Origin of the sequence: Streptomyces sp. CB01201 (genome assembly GCF_002803085.1) — a bacterium.
Taxonomy (GTDB): domain Bacteria; phylum Actinomycetota; class Actinomycetes; order Streptomycetales; family Streptomycetaceae; genus Streptomyces; species Streptomyces hundungensis.
Window position 1 is genome coordinate 204,384 of the sequence record NZ_NNBJ01000004.1, and the last position, 16,154, is coordinate 220,537.

13 protein-coding genes and 1 pseudogene are annotated in these 16,154 nt (G+C 69.0%); 9 read left to right on the forward strand and 5 right to left on the reverse strand.

The window, feature by feature from the left end; genetic code table 11:
• Window positions 1–3: 3 nt before the first annotated feature.
• Complete coding sequence (gene ychF, locus CG740_RS11115) at window positions 4–1,092, forward strand: redox-regulated ATPase YchF (RefSeq protein WP_100574881.1); 1,089 nt, start codon at window positions 4–6, stop codon at window positions 1,090–1,092.
• Window positions 1,093–1,260: 168 nt separating this feature from the next.
• On the opposite strand, the pseudogene CG740_RS40300 reads toward ychF, so the two are convergent.
• The 4 genes and pseudogenes from CG740_RS40300 to CG740_RS40835 all read right to left on the reverse strand — a co-directional run.
• Window positions 1,261–1,347 (reverse strand): annotated as a pseudogene (locus tag CG740_RS40300) (type II toxin-antitoxin system prevent-host-death family antitoxin); the annotation flags it as partial.
• Window positions 1,348–1,545: 198 nt separating this feature from the next.
• Window positions 1,546–3,426, reverse strand: a complete 1,881-nt coding sequence (locus tag CG740_RS11125) for a DUF2075 domain-containing protein (protein WP_100574883.1) — start codon at window positions 3,424–3,426, stop codon at window positions 1,546–1,548.
• A 110-nt stretch (window positions 3,427–3,536) separates the two neighbouring features.
• The gene (locus tag CG740_RS11130) at window positions 3,537–5,594 is read right to left on the reverse strand and encodes a DUF2075 domain-containing protein (RefSeq protein WP_234376190.1); all 2,058 of its coding nucleotides are present in this window, start codon (window positions 5,592–5,594) and stop codon (window positions 3,537–3,539) included.
• Window positions 5,595–5,755: 161 nt separating this feature from the next.
• Window positions 5,756–5,884 (reverse strand): DUF6408 family protein, encoded by a 129-nt coding sequence (locus CG740_RS40835; protein ID WP_234376191.1) that lies wholly within the window; start codon window positions 5,882–5,884, stop codon window positions 5,756–5,758.
• 626 nt (window positions 5,885–6,510) lie between these two features.
• On the opposite strand from CG740_RS40835, the gene CG740_RS11135 reads away from it, so the two are divergent.
• Both CG740_RS11135 and CG740_RS11140 read left to right on the forward strand, forming a co-directional pair.
• A complete protein-coding gene (locus tag CG740_RS11135) occupies window positions 6,511–7,827 on the forward strand; it encodes a cation:proton antiporter (protein WP_100574884.1) in 1,317 nt (438 codons plus the stop codon).
• Between the two features lie 323 nt (window positions 7,828–8,150).
• Window positions 8,151–8,894, forward strand: a complete 744-nt coding sequence (locus tag CG740_RS11140; protein ID WP_100574885.1) for a DUF4097 family beta strand repeat-containing protein — start codon at window positions 8,151–8,153, stop codon at window positions 8,892–8,894.
• A gap of 291 nt (window positions 8,895–9,185) precedes the next feature.
• Here CG740_RS11140 and CG740_RS11145 read toward each other — a convergent pair whose 3' ends face one another.
• A complete protein-coding gene (locus CG740_RS11145; RefSeq protein WP_100574886.1) occupies window positions 9,186–9,371 on the reverse strand; it encodes a hypothetical protein in 186 nt (61 codons plus the stop codon).
• A 549-nt stretch (window positions 9,372–9,920) separates the two neighbouring features.
• On the opposite strand from CG740_RS11145, the gene CG740_RS11155 reads away from it, so the two are divergent.
• The 6 genes from CG740_RS11155 to CG740_RS11180 all read left to right on the forward strand — a co-directional run bounded on the left by CG740_RS11155 (window position 9,921) and on the right by CG740_RS11180 (window position 16,148).
• Window positions 9,921–11,096 (forward strand): DUF4190 domain-containing protein, encoded by a 1,176-nt coding sequence (locus tag CG740_RS11155; RefSeq protein WP_159030272.1) that lies wholly within the window; start codon window positions 9,921–9,923, stop codon window positions 11,094–11,096.
• Window positions 11,097–11,252: 156 nt separating this feature from the next.
• Window positions 11,253–12,005, forward strand: coding sequence for a GntR family transcriptional regulator (locus CG740_RS11160; protein ID WP_100574888.1), 753 nt, complete (start codon window positions 11,253–11,255; stop codon window positions 12,003–12,005).
• A gap of 220 nt (window positions 12,006–12,225) precedes the next feature.
• The gene (locus tag CG740_RS11165; RefSeq protein WP_100574889.1) at window positions 12,226–12,408 is read left to right on the forward strand and encodes a hypothetical protein; all 183 of its coding nucleotides are present in this window, start codon (window positions 12,226–12,228) and stop codon (window positions 12,406–12,408) included.
• 130 nt (window positions 12,409–12,538) lie between these two features.
• The gene (locus CG740_RS11170) at window positions 12,539–12,940 is read left to right on the forward strand and encodes a (deoxy)nucleoside triphosphate pyrophosphohydrolase (protein WP_100575085.1); all 402 of its coding nucleotides are present in this window, start codon (window positions 12,539–12,541) and stop codon (window positions 12,938–12,940) included.
• A gap of 93 nt (window positions 12,941–13,033) precedes the next feature.
• Entirely contained in the window at window positions 13,034–13,438 is a 405-nt protein-coding gene (locus tag CG740_RS11175; RefSeq protein WP_100575086.1) for an ATP-binding protein, read from the forward strand.
• 166 nt (window positions 13,439–13,604) lie between these two features.
• A complete protein-coding gene (locus CG740_RS11180) occupies window positions 13,605–16,148 on the forward strand; it encodes a SpoIIE family protein phosphatase (protein WP_100574890.1) in 2,544 nt (847 codons plus the stop codon).
• Window positions 16,149–16,154: the final 6 nt, after the last annotated feature.

The following is a 16,154-nucleotide window of genomic DNA, read 5'->3' on the forward strand; positions in this document are numbered from 1 at the left end:
CACGTGTCGCTCACGATCGGAATCGTCGGTCTGCCGAATGTCGGCAAGTCGACCCTGTTCAACGCCCTGACCAAGAACGACGTACTGGCGGCCAACTACCCGTTCGCCACCATCGAGCCGAACGTCGGCGTCGTCGGCGTCCCCGACGCCCGTCTGGCCAAGCTCGCCGAGGTCTTCAACTCCCAGCGGATCCTGCCCGCCACCGTCGACTTCGTCGACATCGCCGGCATCGTGCGCGGCGCGAGCGAGGGTGAGGGCCTGGGCAACAAGTTCCTCGCGAACATCCGCGAGTCGGACGCGATCTGCCAGGTCATCCGCGCCTTCAAGGACGAGAACGTCGTCCACGTCGACGGCAAGGTGTCCCCCAAGGACGACATCGAGACGATCAACACGGAGCTGATCCTCGCCGACCTCCAGTCCGTCGAGAAGGCGATCCCGCGCCTGACGAAGGAGTCCCGCCTCCAGAAGGACAAGATCGCGGTCCTGGCGGCGGTCGAGAAGGCCCAGAAGATCCTTGAGGCGGGCGACACCCTCTTCTCGCACGGCATCACCAAGGGCACGGAGCAGGGCGACCTGCTGCACGAGCTGCACCTGCTGACGACCAAGCCGTTCCTGTACGTCTTCAACGTCGACGAGGACGAGCTGATCGACGAGGACTTCAAGAACGAGCAGCGCGCCCTGGTCGCCCCCGCGGAGGCGATCTTCCTCAACGCGAAGATCGAGTCCGAGCTGATCGAGCTGGACGACGACGAGGCCCTCGAACTCCTCCAGTCCATGGGCCAGGAGGAGCCCGGCCTCGCCACCCTCGGCCGCGTCGGCTTCGCGACCCTCGGCCTCCAGACCTACCTGACGGCCGGCCCCAAGGAAACCCGGGCCTGGACCATCCCCCAGGGCGCCACGGCCCCCGAGGCGGCCGGTGTCATCCACACCGACTTCCAGAAGGGCTTCATCAAGGCCGAGGTCATCTCCTTCGCCGACCTGATCGAAGCGGGCTCGGTGGCCGAGGCCCGCTCGCGCGGCAAGGCGCGGATGGAGGGCAAGGAGTACGTCATGCAGGACGGGGATGTGGTGGAGTTCCGCTTCAACGTGTAGTCGTCGCCTCACTACGCGTTTGACTTCGGTCAAACGCGTACGTCAGAAGGGGTCGGGCTCTGTCGAGTCCGACCCCTTCGTCGTCACCGTTCGGGATGGGTGCTGGTTATTCTGACGTGCGGTCTGCGCAGCGCCATGGCGCGAGGAATCCTCCGGAACTCGGTCCGTGCCTCGGCGCGTGATGACCGTGGGCACGTCATCGCGATCGGCACGCTCCACGACCTCGGCGAGGTGTGCGCGCACGTCGCGGAGGATGTCGAGCGTGAGCGTTGACGGGACCGGCAACCCCGAGCCGCGCGGACACAGGGCTGTGATCCTTGCGGCTCGCTTTCACTACTGAACGCAGAGCATCCGTTGTGTACCGTCTCGTGCGGGGTGGTGGGAGAGAGTTGCGCCATGGGTGAGCCTGCCGCCTAGGGGCTCGGTGTTCCGTGCCAGACGAGGGTTAGCGGATCACACGACAGCGACGCTGGCGGTCACGCCGGTCAGTTCCCGCAGCTTTTCGCGTGTCTCGGCATCGGTTGAGTACACCACCGTGCCGATCATCCCCCGCGTCAGCAGCACCTTGTACGTGTTGCGAATCAGCCGGTCCACATCGGTGTCCGGGGTGGACTTCTTGAATACCGGATCCTTGGACGCTGAACGATCGGTGACCCAGCAGTCGCCGCGCCACACCAGGTCGGGACCTATGATGACGCCGCTCCAGTCGTACTCGAAGCCCTGCGCGGTGTAAACGCAGCCCACTTGCCCGAAACCGGCCGGATCGGTTGCCCACAGTGCGGCCGGAGGCGCGCCCCCGACGGATCGATCACCGAAGACGTTCCAGGGCCGTTCCCACCCCCCGATGACGACGTCCGCGGGCAGTGCCTGGCCGGGGGGCACCTTCTTCGTCCACTTCCAGCAGTAGCCAGCCGACATGCGCGCGCTGTACCCCTGTGAGCGGCGGTTGTCGAGAAGCGCCTCCAACTCCTGAGGGCTGTCTGCGACCGTGAGGTGCATCTTGTCGTCGGGTTCCCATTCCACCGGGCCGCCTGGCTCTAGGCCCAACAGCCGTACCACCCAGCGCAGATATGCGTCGCTGCCTCCGCACCGGAACTGGCTGTCCAGCGGAACTACCCGACATTGGAGCCCCTTCTTGGCGGCGGCTGCCTTGATCTCCGCGACCGTGCCCATTTCGCCGGGCCGAACGACCTGATGCTCGTCGAGCAGGAAGACCGGGACGCGTGCCGCGTCGATAAGCTCCTCGATCTGGGCCTTGCCGGTGCGGTTCGACGCCGGGGTGTAGCGGTTGGCAGATGTCTCCCGAATGCGGTGGGCCTCGTCGCAGATCAGGACGTCGAGGCTGTTGCGCTCGGCGGTCATGAAGCTGTTGAAGTATTTGAAGAGCTCCTGCACCTCACGCTTCCGGGCCCCAGCGACCTTCCTCATGGTGGTGGTGAACGAGTTGGAGCCCGTTGCGTGCAGCGCGGTGGTGCCCTGCCGGTACAGCTCACCGAGGAGCGACAGGGCGATGACGCTCTTGCCGGTGCCGGGTCCGCCGGAGACGATCACGACCTCCTTGTGGTCGGATTGCTTGGCGCGGCGGACGGCGTTCAGGACAGTGCGGAACGCGATCTGCTGCTCGTCCAGCAGGACGAACTGCTCGCGTTCGCGAACCTCTTGGGCAGCCACTGCCATGAGTTGCTTGGATGGCTCGATCTTCCCGTTGACGAACTCGTCCGCGGCAGAAGCACCTGACTCCGGCGCCAGCTTCGCACGCAGGTAGGCGATGAACTCGCTGCGTCGCGCACCAATGAAGAGCTGACCGTACTGGTCCTGCTCCGCCTCGAAGAGGCCGCCGACGCCAAACTCGGTGGCGTTGTGCAGGTATGCGGCCCCGTTGACGCGTTCCGGGTGCTTGGCCAAGGCTCCGTTGAAGGAGACCAGGTACTCGCAGTAGCCGCGTACCTGGGCGACTGGATTCAGTACCGCCCGAGCGTATGAGTCGATACGGCACAGCGACGGATCGTCGTCGTCCGGCTCCGCGCTGCTCCACTGCTTCAGTTCCACGATGACGTAAGACGGCAACCCGGTCTTGGGGTGGACACCGGCCAGCACCGCATCGGCCCGCTTGCTGGTCAGGGGCAGTCCGTACTCCAGGAGCACCTCGACCTGTCCGAGACCGGCATCGTTGAGCGCGCTCGCGAGCACGGGGATGCTCCGCTCCCACGAGCGGACTTCGGACGAACCGGGCTTGTGGCCGTGCACGTGCACGAACTGCTCCGTCAAGCGGAAGAACAGGGCACCGGAGTGGCACTCGGCGGCGACCGTTGCGGCAGAGTCGCGGAACAGCAAGACATGCCCCCAGGCAGCACGAAGAAGCTCGTGCGGGTGGGGGCATGTCCTTCGTGACTCCGCCAGGCGGAGCGGAAGCCCGGCGGGCCGCAACTACGTAGGGATCAAGGTTACCCGTGCCGTCTGCGGTAGGCAGGCGGCAGCTGTGATCCTTCAGCGGTGAGCTTTGGCTGGGCACCGTTGTAGTGCTGCATACCGATGGCGCCTGTGATGAGCCGTCGCAGCTCGTTGTGTGTCGCCGGGTCGACCGCGTAGACCACGGTGCCGACCACGCCGCGGGTGAGGAGTACGTGGTAGGCGTTGAGGACGCACCGGGTGACGATCGCGTCGTCGATGGAGTTCCGGAAGGCGGGATCGCAGGAAGCACTCCGGTCCACCCTGAACTTCCCCTCACGGAAGAGCAGATCGGGTCCGATGATGACGCCGTTCCAGTCGTACTCGAAGGTCTGTGCTGTGTAGACGCAGCCGATCTGGTCGACACCACGGCGATCGGTCGACCAAAGGTCCGACCGTGGTGCGTTCGGGATGTTGTGCTCCGGCTTCACGTTCCAAGGCCGGCGCCAGTCCCCGATGTTCACGTCGTCGACAAGTTGTTCTTCGTCCGGATTGCTCCACGGCCAGCAAAAGCCCGCGGTAATACGAGCCGTGGCTCCTTCCAAATGGCGCTCCCGGATGAACTGCTCCATCTGCTCGGGGGAGTCGGCGACCGTCAACGTCATCCTCCCGTCCGGTCGCCAGGCCACCGGATCGGAGGCGCCGAGGCCCAGCAGTTGTTGGACCCATCCCTGGAACCGCTTACTGCCGCCCGCGCGGAACGTGCCTTCCAGGTCAGTCACTTCGACGTCGCAGCCCATGTCCTCGGCGAGCTCTTTGAGATAGGTGGCGGTGCCCACCTCGTCCGGGCGGATCGACTGGTGATCGTCGAGCAGGAAGATCGGCACTTTCGCGGCTCTTATCACCTCGGATGCCTGCGGCCGGTCATCGTCTCGCAGAACCTTCGGCATCCAGCGGTATGTCGAGCTACGTCTCATGCGATGCGCCTCGTCGCAGATGAGGACGTCGATGCTGTCTGGTGAGCTCTCGCTGAAGCTGTTGAAATAGCGATACAGCCTGTTGGCTGCGCGGCGTTTGTCCGCTGTCTGCCCGCGGCGGGCCGTGGTGAGCATGATCTCGCGCAGAGTCTCCGTGTATGCGTGAGAGCCACTTGCCAGCACGGCTTCGCGGCCCTTGAGCCCGAGGGCACGCTGCAACTCGAGGGCCACCGCGCTCTTGCCGCTGCCAGGGCCGCCCCGCAGGATGTAGACGCGTTTGACGCCGGCATCGGGAGCCGGGCTGTGGGCGGTCTCGGCGTCGTAGAACAACCCGACGTCAAAACCGGTGAAGTGGGTGGTCTTCTCCAGGTGCCGGGTGATCCGATCGACCGCGACGTACTGCTCGTCGAGGAGCGTAAGACCGCCACCGACGACAGAGCGTTGACGGGCCACATCGGTGACCTTGAGCAACGGGTCCTGGCGGGCATGTTCCAGTGCGGATGCGGCCCGTTTCCCGGACGCGGCAGCGAATCTCGATGTGAGCACTCGTCGGAAGCGAGCCAGATCATCGAGCGTGTAGAGGAAGCCGTGATCGGTCTCCGGCAGACCGAACAAGGCCTCCACGTTCGCGTCATGTGCGTTGTGGAGTAGTGCCACACCCATCAACTGGTCCTCGTTCTCACGAAGATGGGGCAGATAGCGCAGCATGTACTCGCAATAGCGCTGTACCTGTCGCACCGGATGCAGCTTGTTCTTCCCGTCGCCGAACCCGAGATCGACAGCGATGGGGCACAGCGGGTCCACCGTGGCGTGCCGTACCTGCTTCAGCTCGACCGCAAGGTATGAATCCGTTCCTGTGCCGGGGTGTCGGCCGCACAGCACCAGGTCCACGGCGGAGTTGGTGTGCGGCAGATCCACCTCGACCTGCACTTCGACCTCGTCGAGGCCGCAGTCCAGCAGAGCCTTGACCACTACGGGGACGCTGTTGTTCCAGGAGGCGACGTCTCCCTGGCTGGCCGCTCCTCCCTTGAGCCGGGAATGCTCCTGAATCAGTTTCTCGGTGAGCGGAAGGTGCGCCGATCCGGCTCGGGCCACCATGAGCCGACCGAGTTCGGCTGCGGACAGTTGAAGGAGCACGAAGGGTCCCCAGGCACGAGATGACTCGTGCGGGTGGGGGCATGTCCTTCGTGACTCCGCCGAAGCGGAGCGGAAGCCCGTCGGGCCGCAATGACGTTCCGCAGATTACCCGGCTGCGAATGAAGGTGGGCGGGCCCCTGGAGGCCCGCCCACCGCTCGGCTCAGCCGAGGCGGTGCACCACGACCTGCGCCAGAGCCCACGTCAGGTTCGAGCCGAGGCTCGCCGCGATGCCAACCAGGACATCACGGACCCATGTGCGGCGCTTGGGCATGTACTCGACGGCAACCACAGGAATGCGTCCCCTTCGGTTTGATCGGCGACGGCCCGGATGGCTCCCGCCGGGAGCACACCAAGGGGCTGCAGCACCGAACCGAAGGGCATTACGTACTCCCCGGGTCACGTCACGTGCACCCTCCGAGGAGGGCACGCGGTGCATGGCAACGGTAGTCTACAACTGAGCTACGTGGGCGAGGAGTTAACGCGCAGGCACGGGCGAGCCGGTGATGCGAGGGTCGGCCCGACCGGCCCGCTCACCGAGCCACCTCAGATCGACGGCGGGTGGGTGAAGCCCCCTCGGGATCCGTTTTCTCCCGCACCCCAACGTCCGCCCGTACTGCCATAGTCCGTCCGCCTACTTGTACAGGTGCGGTCAGATGCGTTCTGCCCGGTATGGGTGGAACCGAGGTGCGGCCGACGCCCGTGCTCGCCCGGTTCGGGCCCGTGGCAAGGGAGTTCAGGGCAGTCGCACGGCGAGGCGCGGCGGCTGACGGGAGCACTGCCCGAGGCGTAAGACGACAGGGTGCGGCCACTCGCGGAGACACTGCCCGAGGCGTACGAACGCGCCGCCCCGCACCCGCGAACACGCCTACCAGCACGCCGCCCCACACCACCGAGCCCACGATGGGAGACCGGGCCATGGAAGTGCTCCGAAACCTCGGGGACGCCCCGTGTGTCGGCCATGCTCTCGTGGCGCTCGTCGTCATCCTGCTGATCGCCCTCGTGGGGCGACTCCTCGCCAGGGCGCTGCGTCAGCCCGTGGTCATCGGGGAGGTGGTCGTCGGGCTGCTTTCCGGGCCCGCCGTGATCGCCCTGTTCGGGCGGGGTGCCCTGAACGTGCTGCTGCCGGGGTCCGTGCTCGACGTGGTCAGGCTCGTGGCGCAGGCCGGCCTCGTCCTCTTCCTGGTCGGACTCGCTCACAAGCTGGGCGTGGAATCCGCCGCGCGGCGCGGCGGCAGCCTCTGGGTGGTGGCCGGGGCCCTGGTCCCGCCGCTCGTCGCCGGGCTGCTCCTGGCCGGTCTGGTGCTGCTCACCGGTGACGACTCGGCGCGCGGCAGCGCCCCGCTGCCCGCGTTCCTGCTGATGGTCGCGGTGTCGATGGCCATCACCGCCGTTCCCGTCATGGCCCGGATCCTGGCCGACCGTGGCATGACGCGTTCGCGGGCCGGGCAGACGGCGCTGGGCGCCGCCGTCGTCGTCGACGCGGTCGGCTGGCTCCTGTTGTCCCTCGCCGTCAGTCTCGGCAAGGGGAGTCCGGAAGGGATGCTGCACTCCGTACGGGCGCTCGGGCTCGGCGTGTTGTGCGCACTCGGCCTCCGCTACGGGCTGCGCACCCGGGTCGCCAGGAGTGCCTGCGCGCGCTTGCCGCGCACGACGGCGGTGCTCCTCGGCGCGGTGGCCCTCGTGGTCGCGATCGCCATGGACCGGCTCGGCATGACGCCGATCCTCGGCGCGGCCCTGGTCGGCTTCGCGATCCCCGCGGGCGAGGGCATGCCCTGGGAGGATGCGGTGGCCACCGTCTCGCGGGCCGGTGCGATCCTCGCGCCCGCCTTCTTCGTGGTCACCGGGATCACCGTGCTCACCGGCTCGTTCACCGACACCTCCTGGCAGTTGATCGTCGCGGCCCTCGTGCTCGGCTGCCTGGGCAAGGGGCTCGGGAGCTATCTGGGGGCGCGCCGGGGCGGCCGCACTCCTGCAACCGCCCGCAAGGTCGCCGTTCTCATGAACACCCGAGGCCTCACCGAACTCGTCGCCCTACAGGCGGGCTTGAGCGCGGGCATCCTGACCGGTCCCCTTGCCCTCGCGCTGATCGTCATGGCGCTGACCACGACGGCGATGACGGGTCCTTTGCTCACTCTCCTCGCCCGGGGCGAGCACCGCCCCGCCGGAGCGCGGCTCGTCGCGGCCCGGGGCGCAGTGTCCGGTGGCCGAGAGTTCCATCGGGGCGAACACTGATCGATGCATGAGGACGGGAGAATTCCAATTGATGGGTAACTTGCTTGATGTGTTAGTTAATTGATGGGTAGTCAGCCATGTGGGTGACTGACGTGCGAAGCAACTCGGCCAACTGGAGCGGGAGTTGATCGCTTCGTCACGCGCTGCTCGGGGGTAGTCCTCAGCCGCCACCCGGGGGCTTGCCCCATGTACGCGCCGTGACGCCCCGCGTTAGCTTCGGGATACGAAAGGCCGCGGTTTCACGAGGCCGGCGTTCACCCCATGCCTGTGCGGGCGGCGAGTCTGTGCGGGTCAGTTGATTCTCCAGAACTGGAAGACATTTCATGCGTCAGCAGCTCCGAGCCCTGGGCATCCTCACCGCGATCGGCGTCGCGGCCGGCGGACTGGCCGCGTGCAACTCCATCAACTCCATCGACCGGCAGTCCTTCGAGGACGACAGCGCGCTCTCCGGGAAGATCACCTCCGTGCGCCTGGAGAACGGCTCGGGCGGGGTCACCGTCACCGGTACCGACGGCGGCTCCGCGTCCTTGCACCGCAAGGTGCGGTACGACAAGGGTGCCGCCAAGCCGTCCGCCGCCACCCACCGGATCGAGGGCGGCGTGCTGATCCTCGGCGGCTGCTCCGGCTCCTGCTCGGTGCAGTACACCGTCCAGGTGCCCGCCGGGATCCCCGTCAGCGGGGACGTCACCTCGGGGGACGTCAGCCTCCACGGGGTGGGCACGGTCGACGTGTCGGCGGGCTCCGGCGACATCGCCCTCGACGGCATCAGCGGCGCGGTCAAGGTGAAGACCACCAGCGGTGAGATCACCGGGAAGGGCCTCGCGGGCGGCGCCATCGACACCCGGACGGGCTCCGGGGACGTCCACCTCACGCCCAGCAAACCGTCGAACGTCCAGATCGCCGCCGACAGCGGCGACGTCAGCCTGACCGTGCCGTCCGCCGCCTACCGGGTGTCCGTGAAGACCGGCAGCGGCGACAAGGACGTCAAGGTGCCCAACGACCCCGCGGGCAAGTACGAGATCGGTGTGAAGACCGGTAGCGGGGACGTGGGCGTTACGGCAGCCTGAGGTCAACGATCTTCTCGACGCCCTTTGGGGCGAGGGCAGTTGGGCTGTTCGCGATCGCTCATCCGGGCCGTGCGCTGCCGCGGAGGTCCGCCGTCATCCATGCCGGACCTGTGCGCCTCCGCCGGTCCCGACGGTGCGGACCGCCGCCCTTCGCCCGTGGAACCGCCGGGTCCCGAAAGGCCAACCCTCTTCATCCGTCATCGCGCGCACGAGCCAACCCTCGGCCCGCGCGCACGAGAACGGCGCACCCGGTGCCGCGGGTGCGCCGCTTCCGTCAGGGGACGCGTCGCGTCAGGCGTCGTAGTCCATGTCGAACTTGTCCTGCTGCTCCTGCATGGCGTCCCGGCCCTTGTCCTGGGCCTTGTCCTGGGCCTGCCGTGCGCGCTCCGACGCCTCGTCCCGGCTGCCGTCCATGGCGGCCTTGGCCTTGTCCTGAAGTTCGCGCGACTTGTCCTGGAACTGGTCCTTGATGCCCATCTGGGTTCACTCCTACTGGGGTGTGAGGGGGCGGGGAGCCGGGGCTGTTCCCTCGGCTCCTCCGGGCCTCGACCAGCGTGGCACGGGGGGACACGCATCGCATTTCAGGCGATTACGGACGGTATGGGGCGCGCGGTCAAAGGGGTCCGGTCAGGGGTCTGGCCGGGGCTCCGGTCGGGGCTCCGGGCAGGGTTCTGGCCCGGGCTCCGGGCAGGGTTCTGGTCGGGCTTTCGTCCATGGCTTCGGCCAAGGCTTTGTCACGGCTTCTTCGACGGCTTCTTCCCGTGCCGGAGCGAGCACGGGCTCCGGCTGAGCGGGCTCGTCCACGGCGTCCCCGTTGCCGCGACCCGTCCGCGTACGATGCGGATTCGCGCAACAGTTCGCCGCAGTTCGATGAGGAGCACCGTACCCGTGGAGATACCGCCGCCGCCGGCGCCAGGGCAGCCGCAGCAGCCGCAACCGGGGCAGGGTTACGGATGGCCGACGCCCCCTCAGGTGCCCGGCGGGCAGCCCGGGGCGTATCCGGGGCAGCCGATGAACGGCGGCCCCATGAACGGTCCAGTGAACGGCGGCCCGATGAACGGCGGCCCCTGGTACCCGTATCCGGCCGCGCCGTCGCAACCGCCCGTGAGCGGGCTCGCCGTCGGCTCCCTCGTCTCCGGCATCCTGTGCTGCATACCCCCGCTCGGTCTGGTTCTGGGCGGGTTCGCGCTCGGGCAGATCAAGAGGAAGGGGCTGCGCGGCAAGGGCATGGCCGTCGCCGGAGTCGTGCTCTCGTCCCTCAGCACGATCGCGCTGGTGGTCTCGATCGCGACGGGCGGACTCGGCGCTGGCTGGCGCGGCTTCAAGGACGGCTGGAACGAAGGCGTCCGGAATTCGCGCAGCACCCTCGACCTGCGCAAGGGCGACTGCTTCGACGTGCCGGGCGGCAAGCTGGAGCGCGAGGTCGTCTCCGTGCGGATCGTGCCGTGCTCCGGCAAGCACGACGCCGAGGTGTCCGGCTCGTTCCGGTTGACCGGCACCGTGTACCCGGGCGAGAGCGCCATCGCCCGCCAGGCCGACGAGCAGTGCTCGGTCATCGAGCAGTCGTACGCCATGGACCGGTGGAAGGTTCCGGCCGAGGCCGGTCCCTACTACTACACGCCGAGCACGCAGAGCTGGAGCCGGGGCGACCACGCCGTGACCTGTGCGTTCGCGTCGGAGAGCGGCAAGCTCGAAGGCTCGGTCCGCAATGACGCCGGCACGCTCGACGCGGACCAGCTCGCGTTCCTGCGCACGGTCAACGACGTGGACCGCGTCATGGCCGAGGCGCCCGACGAGGACAGCGTCGAGGACGACCTGCCCGCGTTCCAGAAGTGGGCGGGAGCGGTGTCCGGCACGATGGGCGCCCAGGCCGACGCGCTGACCGGACACTCCTGGCCCAGCCGTCTCTCGCCGTCCGTGCAGCCGTACATCGACGGCATGAGGATCGCGCAGAGGGAATGGCAGAAGGCGGCGGCCTCGCGGGACGCGAACTCCTTCTATCTGCACTCCGCGGCGGCGGACAACGCCATGAGGCAGTCGATCGAGATCTCAGCGCGGGGCGCGCTCGGGCTCGCCACCATCCCGCCGTCCACCGACGACCGCTCCGGCGGCGGGAACGGGGGCGGGACCGGGGGCAGCGGCGGCTCGGGTGGTTCCGGAAGCGCCGGCGGTTCCGGAAGCGACGGTTCCAAAAGCGTCTGACGGGGCCCCGGGCCGGGCAGAACGTACGCGCTGTACCGCGGGTTCGCCCTGGGTAAAGGCGCTTCATCACTTCGAGTGAATGTTTGGCCTTTGCTTGCGGTCGCCAACCCACGGTTGCCACGCTGTTGCAGTCTGTCAACCTGATGGGAGTGGCCCGTGACATTCGGTGAGCAGCCGGCCTATTTGCGCGTAGCCAGCGATCTGAGGCAGAAGATCGTCAGTGGTTCGCTGCCGCCGCACACCCGTCTCCCCTCGCAGGCCAGGATCCGCGAGGAGTACGGGGTTTCGGACACCGTGGCCCTGGAGGCGCGCAAGGTACTGATGGCGGAGGGACTGGTCGAGGGCCGCTCCGGCTCGGGCACTTACGTGCGCGAGCGCCCGGTGCCGCGCCGCGTCGCCCGCTCCGGCTACCGGCCGACGAAGGGCGCGAGCCCGTTCCGGCAGGAGCAGGCCGAGGAGGCCGCGCGCGGCACCTGGGAGTCGCGCAGCGAGCAGGAGGAGGCGACCCCGGAGATCGCCAAGCGCCTCGGCATCGACCCCGGCGACCGCGTCATGCGCACGCGGTACGTGTTCCGGGACGCGGGCGAGCAGATGATGCTGTCCACCTCCTGGGAGCCGCTGTCGGTCACCGGCCGCAGCCCGGTGATGCTGCCCGAGGAAGGGCCGCTGGGCGGCTGCGGGGTGGTGGAGCGGATGGCCGCGATCGACATCGTGGTGGACAACGTGGTCGAGGAGGTCGGCGCGCGCCCGGGGCTCGCGGAGGAACTCCTGGCGCTCGGCGGGGTCCCCGGTCATGCCGTCCTTGTCATCGAACGGACCTATTACGCCTCGGGTCTTGCCGTGGAGACGGCCGACGTGGTGGTCCCCGCCGACCGCTACCGGATCGCGTACCACCTGCCCGTGAAGTAACACCGCCGGCGGCCCGGGCCGCACGAGGGTCCCGGCGGGACCAAGGGGGCGCACCCATCGGGTGCGCCCCCTTTCGCATCTGCGGCCGTTGACCGAATTCGTATCTCTTTGTGTAAACACGTATCCGCTGAGTAAAGGTCAGGCGTAGGCTCGGGCATATGCGGATTGGGGTTTCCTGCCGAGGCTTACTGACCTGCACGCCAATGCCGGGAGGGATGCGATGAACGACAGTGGCGCTGTGCTCACCTGGCTGGTGATACGCCAGGACGACAACGGCAACCAGTACCGCGTCGGCAAGTACGCCACGCAGGCCGAGGCGCAGCGCATCGCGGACAGCCTCGACGACCGCGGGCACAAGCAGCTCTACTGGGTCGAGCGGATCGGCGCCCCCGCCCAGCAGTAGCCGCCCCGGAGCCCGCCAACGGCCCGCCAACGGCTCGGCAATGGCGCGGCGGCGGCCCGGCAACGGGCCGGCAGAGGTCCCAGCAGGAGCGGTGCGGGCCGCACGGCGCCCGCGCGTTACGCTCCGGCGCATGAACGAGACCGTCGTGGTGGCCGGAGCCGTGTACGACCGGGGGCGCCTGCTCGCCGCCCGCCGCAGCGCCCCGCCCGAGCTGGCCGGCCGCTGGGAACTGCCCGGCGGCAAGGTGGAGCCGGGCGAGACCTCCCCGCAGGCACTCGTACGGGAACTCCGCGAGGAACTCGGCATCGAGACCGAGCCGCTGGAGCGAATCGCGGGGGAGTGGCCGCTGCGCCCCGGCCTGGTGCTGCATGCCTGGACCGCCCGACTGCTCGACGGCCAGGCCCGCCCGCTCCAGGACCACGACGAACTGCGCTGGCTGGCCCCCGAGGAGGCCGACGCCGTCGACTGGCTCCCGCAGGACCGCCCGGCGGTCGCCGAAGCCATGCGCATCCTGGAAACATTGCGCCGTTAGTGCCGCCATCCGCCCCAGTTGGGGATAGGGCGTACCAAATATCGGGTATGTGCCTATTAATCGTTTTCAAACCCCCCGAACCATCGGATGCGGGTGATCGGCGTGATCGACACCTCGGGCGAGTGCGCCGAGTGGACCTTCCCTGCTGAACCAGGGGCCGTACGAACCGCCAGGCACGCCGTCCGGGACGCCCTGCGCGGCTGGGACCTCGACCACGGGACCGTGGACGTGGCGGTCCTCCTGGTCAGCGAGCTGGTGACCAACTCCCTGCGGTACGCCGAAGGGCCCATCGGCGTACGGCTCGACCGCCTCGACAGCACCACCCTGTTGGTGGAGGTGTCCGACCCGCTGCCCGATCCGCCCGTCGAACGCAGCGCCGGAATCGACGACGAAGGGGGCCGGGGCATACAGCTCGTGGCCTGTTCCGCCCGGCGCTGGGGGACCCGTCGTGGCAGAACGGGCAAGACCGTGTGGTTCGAGCTGGCTCTGCATGGTTAGAAGGAGGGAGGGACGGACGATCACAAGCCCGTAACGGGACCGGTCGACAACGGCTGGAAAAGAACGAGACCGGGATGTGATCGTGAACGCCGTGTCGGCTGGGGCCGTAGTGCTGAATACTGCGGTCAAGGCCGGTCCGGTGCGGTGAGCTGGAGGGGACGGTCGCGTGAGCGAGATACCTGAGACGGCTGGCGATGTCGTGTGGCAGAGCAGTCCGCCTGGCTCGATCTATGACTACATCCGCGTCGCCTCGTTCTCGATCGGCCCGGACGGACTGATCGAGCAGTGGAGCCTGCGGGCCGAGGAGCAGTTCGGCCTGGCCGCGGCCGCCGTGATCGGCCGCGATCCCGTCGAGGCGTTCATGCCCCCCGAGCTGCGCCCGCGCGGCCACGGCCGGGTCGCGGAGATCCTGGACGGCAAGGAGTGGACCGGCGTCGTCCCGTTCCGCGTGCCGTCGCCCGACGGCGGTGAACGCGCCCAGGGGCTGGCCGAGCTCTACGTCATGCCGAGCCGCACGGCCGCCGACGAACGCGCGGCCCTCTGTATCGTCGTGGACGTACGCGCTCTGCGCGGCATCGAGACCGACCTCGCCGCGTCGCAGGCCATTTTTGGTCAATCTCCCTATGGCTTCCTGCTGTTCGGTACGGATCTCACGGTGCTGCGCGCCAACCGCCGCTTCGCCACCGTCTTCGGCGGCGACCCCGACGAGCACCGCGGCCACACCGTCCACGACTACCTCGGCCGCGCCGAGGCCGACCGGATGTCGGCGGCGCTGCAACGGGTCCTGGAGACCGGGGAGTCCGTCACCGACCTCCAGATAGTCGGCTCGGCCCCCGGCGGCTCCGACCGCAGGCACTGGTCGATCAACCTCTACCGCGTGCACAGCGGCACCGGCCGCCCGATCGGCGTCGCCGGGCTGGGCATCGATGTGACCCGGCGTCACAACGCCGCCCGCGAGGCCGCCGACGCCCGCCGCAACCTCGCCCTCCTGAACGAGGCGGGTGCCCGCATGGGCAACTCCCTCGACCTGGAGACCACCGCCCGCGAACTCCTCGACATCACCGTCCCCGGCTTCTGCGACCTGGCCTCGGTCGACCTCTACCAGGCCCTGCTCGCCGGCGACGACCCCGCCACCGGATCCTCCGACGGGCGCGGCGAACTGCGCCGGGTCGCCTTCGCGAGCGCGGTGTCGGACGGCCCGCTGGCCGGCGGCGAGGGCGAAGGGGAGGTCGGCGTGGGCGATCTGCACCGCTACCGCTTCCACTCCCCGTACGCGAGCGCCCTGCGCACCGCACGCGTGCACACCGTGCGCGGCGCCGACGGCGGCCTGGTGCACACCACCCTCGCCGTGCCGATGGTGGCCCACGACACGGTCGTCGGCCTGGTGCAGTTCGCCCGCGCCAAGGGCAGCGAGCCGTTCGGCGAGCGCGACCGGGCGCTGGCCACCGAGCTCGCCTCGCGCGCCGCGGTCTGCATCGACAACGCCCGCCTCTACCGCAGGGAGCACGAGCGCGCGCTGATCCTCCAGCGCTCCCTGCTGCCGCCCGGCGACCCGGAGGCCGCCGGGCTCGACATCGCCTGCCGCTATCTGCCCGGCAGCGCCGAGTCCGAGGTCGGCGGGGACTGGTTCGACGTGATCGAACTGCCCGGACACCGCACCGCGCTCGTCATCGGCGACGTGATGGGGCGCGGCCTGCGCGCCGCCGTCGCCATGGGTGAACTGCGCACCGCGGTAAGGACGTTGGCGCTGCTCGACCTGGAGCCCGCCGAAGTCCTCTCGCACCTCGACGAGATCGCCCGGGGCCTCGGCGCCCCCGGCGGCAGCCAGCAGGCCTCCCGCGTCGCCCACAAGTCCCGCGACGCAGACCTCGGCGAGGTGTACCTGGCGACGTGTGTGTACGCGGTCTACGACCCGGTCACCCGCCGCTGTACGTTCGCCAACGCCGGGCACCTGCCGCCCGTCCTGGTCGAGCCGGGCGACGACCCGGGGGAGCCCGCGATGCTGCTCGACGTGCCGCCGGGGCTGCCGCTCGGCGTCGGCGGGGAGCCCTTCGAGGAGGTCGAGGTCGATCTGCCCGAGGGCGCGCTGCTCGCCCTCTACACCGACGGACTCGTCGAATCCCGCGACCACCCCCTCGACGAGGGCCTCAACGCCTTCCGCAAGACCCTCACCGACCCGGACCGCCCGCTTGAGGACGTGTGCGACCAGGTCCTCGGCTCGCTCGACACCCGGCACGGCGAGGACGACATCGCGCTCCTGCTCGCCCGCATCCAGGGCCTGCCCTCGGACGCGGTCGGCGACTGGCGGCTGCCGCGCGAGCCCCGCTCGGTGGGCCGGGCCCGTGAGCTCGCCCGCACCCAGCTGCTCGCCTGGGACCTCGAAGGCCTGGTCGACACGACCGAACTCCTGGTCAGCGAGCTCGTCACCAACGCGCTGCGCTATGGCGACGGCGAGATACGGCTGCGCCTGCTGCGCGACCGCACGCTGGTGTGCGAGGTGTGGGACGCGGGCCTGGTCCAGCCCCGGCGCCGCCGCGCCCGCGACACGGACGAGGGCGGCCGCGGCCTCCAGTTGGTCGGACTGCTCAGCGCGGCCTGGGGGGCGCGCCGCACCCCGCGCGGCAAGACGGTCTGGTTCGAACTGGCCCTGCCGGACGGTGAGTCGGGCCCGACTGAGCTGACGGAGGAACAACTCCTCAGCATGTTCTGAACCAGC

Bases quoted from the DNA above. Each gene is read 5' to 3' on its own strand.
- CG740_RS11170 (WP_100575085.1), top strand. From the start codon at position 12,539: ATGAACGAGACCGTCGTGGTGGCCGGAGCCGTGTACGACCGGGGGCGC.
- CG740_RS11135 (WP_100574884.1), top strand. From the start codon at position 6,511: ATGGAAGTGCTCCGAAACCTCGGGGACGCCCCGTGTGTCGGCCATGCT.
- CG740_RS11140 (WP_100574885.1), top strand. From the start codon at position 8,151: ATGCGTCAGCAGCTCCGAGCCCTGGGCATCCTCACCGCGATCGGCGTC.
- CG740_RS11145 (WP_100574886.1), bottom strand. From the start codon at position 9,371: ATGGGCATCAAGGACCAGTTCCAGGACAAGTCGCGCGAACTTCAGGAC.
- CG740_RS11155 (WP_159030272.1), top strand. From the start codon at position 9,921: ATGAACGGTCCAGTGAACGGCGGCCCGATGAACGGCGGCCCCTGGTAC.
- CG740_RS11165 (WP_100574889.1), top strand. From the start codon at position 12,226: ATGAACGACAGTGGCGCTGTGCTCACCTGGCTGGTGATACGCCAGGAC.